Origin of the sequence: Burkholderia sp. SJZ089 (genome assembly GCF_007828315.1) — a bacterium.
GTDB lineage: Bacteria > Pseudomonadota > Gammaproteobacteria > Burkholderiales > Burkholderiaceae > Burkholderia > Burkholderia gladioli.
This window is the reverse complement of the sequence record NZ_VIUM01000044.1, coordinates 11,663-14,936: the sequence shown is the minus strand read 5'-3', so window position 1 is coordinate 14,936 and position 3,274 is coordinate 11,663. Positions and strand designations below refer to the sequence as shown.

Here is a 3,274-nt window from a genome sequence, read left to right as displayed (position 1 = left end):
AGCAGGTAGCTCGGGCTGAAGCGCTCGCAGAGATGGAGCAGGATCTCGACCTCGTCGTCCTTGGTCAGCACGAACTTGCTGGTGTTGTGCTGCCGAGACTGGCCCGCGTAGGGCAGGTCGAAGCAGATCGAGTTGAGACGTTCACCGAGATAGCGCACCGTCTGGCCGAACGATGCAGTGGTGGCGAGCGCACCGTTGATGAGGATCACCGTCGGGTAGGACGGATCGAAGACGTGATGCTCGACATACACCTTCAAGCCGTTAGGCAGCGGAACGACCAGTTTCTCGATAGCCATGGCATATCTCCAGAAGGCAACGCTGCCCATCCTCGAATTGTGCAGGAAGGTGGCGCAGCATCGGCTTAGCCGGCTGAAGCCGGCATGAAATCACACTTGGTAACCACCTACGGCTCTGTCCGGCACGTCCTTCTTGGCTGAAGAAATGAGGATCTACCTGCTTTGGAGGTCACTGCCCTGACACGTCTGACAATATTCCATCGAATTTTCGAAGTCCAGTAACTTTAATGGGGCCTGTAATTGGCGGAATTTGCCAATTCTCTGTTTTCTATTCCAGGAAGGAGTGTGTTTTGATGCCTGTAATTTGAGAATGCGCTGTAAGTTGTGGCAGGGTATTCGCCAATCCCCATCCTCATTCTTAGGTCATTTGTAAGTTCCCGAAATTTTTATTAATTTTTGAAAGGTTGATGTTAATCAGACGTGTCCCACATTTGTGGGGCGCACGATTGGTTGTCACTCCTGGAAAAGTCAAATAGTGTGAACTTCACACTTCTCTAATGGACACACTTTTTAGCGTCTGCGACGATCGCGGCAAAAGATATTAGCGAAATGAACAAGTGAGAGCATTGGAAGGAGCGCATCATGGCGGCTCGCCGAGACCTATGGGAGACCGGTATCTGAGTGTGCGATCGTCGTTTCCTATCTTGATAATCTGTCTGACATATCTATGCTCGACTGCACCGTCGATAGATAGTCAGCGGGCTGGGACATCAAATGCGATTTCGGGATGGGATTCGGCGTCGCAGTGACGGTATCTAATGTCGCTCCGCGAATACAGTGCGCCGATGCCGTCAATGTGCGCCTGCCTTACTCACTGCAATCATCGCTGCCTTACTTGACTGCGATTTGGAAAGTCACGCTCATTAGTTTCGAGTCCCTTCCATAAGGTGTTGATTAAATGGTGGGGCGGGATAGCATCGGCGCCGACGATAGACCACGGGGCAAATTTGGTGCCGTTTAGGTGGAGCTAGGTTGTGCGATAAAAACGCAATACCAGTCAGCACGAGGATCAGAATAAGCAAACTCTCAAAAGCACACCGTGATGATTTCGGCGGCGATTATGGGCGGTTGCCGGAGGTGTGATTTTTAAATGCAAATCAATGTATTGAAGTGGTCGATTGGGCCAGGGTGATGAATTGTGCGGCAAAGCTTTTAAGGTGCCACCTGTTGTGGTTTGAGTGTGGCGTATCAAATGAAGATGATTAATAAAAATCACGCAAGCATGCGAGTTGCCGTTATTGGTTCCGACCAGAAGTGGATTGAAAGAGTCATCGAAATTTGCCGATCGCTGTCTCATGCATGCCACTCTTTTAATCGAGCAGACAGGTTTAGAAGTCGACTTAGGTCAGAGAGCTTCGATTTTTTGATTATTGATCTTGATTGCGGCGGCGCCTCGGTTCACGAAATTTGTGGCTGGATTAAATCTCGAGGCGATTTGCGGCACATGCTTGTGGTTGGATTTACATATGCCGTTTCAGACGATGAAATAGCTAAAGCCCTAAACGCAGGAGTCGATGACGTGATTGGAAAGTCCGTTTCGTCGTCGTTCCTTAATGCAAAGCTTCAGGCTGTTGGAAGAAGAAATTCAAATTCGATTGTGCGCGGGGAAAAATATGTTTTCGGAAGATTTGTATTTTCAGAAATTGGATTGAGCGTCTTCGACGGAAAAATACACATATTCCTGAGAAGGAAGGAGTTTGATCTGGCAATTCTTCTTTTTAAGAATATAAATCGAGGGCTTTCTCGGGGATATATCAGCGAAATCGTGTGGGGTGGTGAGATCAATCCCAATTCTCGGACGTTGGACACGCATGTCTCGTTCGTTAGAAGAAAACTTTCTTTGACTTCAAGTAGAGGCTATAGCTTGAGGTCTTTGTATGGATATGGCTACGTTCTTGAGGAAATTTTTTGATCGGATGGCCCCGGGAATATTAAGCGCCATAGATCACCGGTGGCAGGCACTAAATGTCAACTCGACCTAAGGAATTTCTTCGAGCTGACTTGGATTTTCAGTTGATTTAATAATTAATTAGTTTTGTCGGAATGATTTTTGTGTGCCGGTAGAGCAGAAGTTTGTTGGGTTGAGCTGTTGATTGCTTTGGGGGTGGTGATTTTTTGGATTAAAGAATTTTAAAATCGGGGTAAAATATGAATAATATTTACAAGGTAGTTTGGAGCAAATGTCGCGGTTGCTTCGTGGTGGTTTCGGAGCTTGGCGCAGCCAACGTGAAGGGCGCTTCCACTACCGTCGTCTTGACGGTTTTGAATATTGCTCTTGCTTTTGTGGGATTGTCATCATCCATTTCCGCGAGCGCGTATTCGTTGATCTTCAATGGAAGCGGAACCAGTGAGTTCTCAACGAGCGGGTGTAACACCACCCTAGTGTATGGTGTTACACAGAACTGTGTTGGAACAAACTCTACGGCTATCGGTGGATTGTCAAGTGCAACCGGTTCAAACTCAATCGCGCTTGGTGATAGTGCAACGGCATCGGCAGATTCATCAGTGGCTCTCGGCGCTGATACAACTGCCGGCGCAGTGAATTCGGTGGCACTTGGCTATGGCTCGGTTGTTTTAACAGGATTGTCCGGAAGTACTGCTGGCGCCACCTCTATCAATAGTACGACGATTGGCGGCACGACATTCAGTGGATATGCCGGTTCCAGTGCATCGGGCGGTATACTCAGCGTTGGACAAGTGGGCTCAGAGCGGCGTATACAGAATGTAGCCGCGGGCCTTATAAGTGGGACCAGTACTGACGCAATCAACGGTAGTCAGCTTTATGCCGTAGCCAATACTGTGACGTCTAGCATCACAAGCTTATCGTCCTCTACATCGACTGGCCTCTCATCGGTTAACAGTTCGATAACATTATTGTCCACCTCGACCTCGACGGGGCTGAGCACGACCAATAGCACGGTGGCATCGTTGAGCACGTCGGCATCCACCGGCCTGTCGAGCGCGACGAGCTCGATCAC

General features: G+C 48.7%; 3 protein-coding genes. 2 read left to right on the top strand and 1 reads right to left on the bottom strand.

Annotation, left to right across the window (positions count from 1 at the left end; translation table 11 throughout):
* The coding region (locus tag FB600_RS36585) for an alpha/beta fold hydrolase (protein ID WP_409995252.1) at positions 1-296 on the bottom strand (296 nt) is incomplete at its 3' end.
* Between the two features lie 1,192 nt (positions 297-1,488).
* Between FB600_RS36585 and FB600_RS36580 the strand changes: the two genes are divergently transcribed.
* Together FB600_RS36580 and FB600_RS38025 are read left to right on the top strand one after the other, a co-directional pair.
* Complete coding sequence (locus FB600_RS36580; protein WP_080630261.1) at positions 1,489-2,208, top strand: response regulator transcription factor; 720 nt, start codon at positions 1,489-1,491, stop codon at positions 2,206-2,208.
* Positions 2,209-2,444: 236 nt separating this feature from the next.
* Positions 2,445-3,274, top strand: an 830-nt coding sequence (locus FB600_RS38025) for an ESPR-type extended signal peptide-containing protein (RefSeq protein WP_279608544.1), incomplete at its 3' end; no start/stop codon positions are given.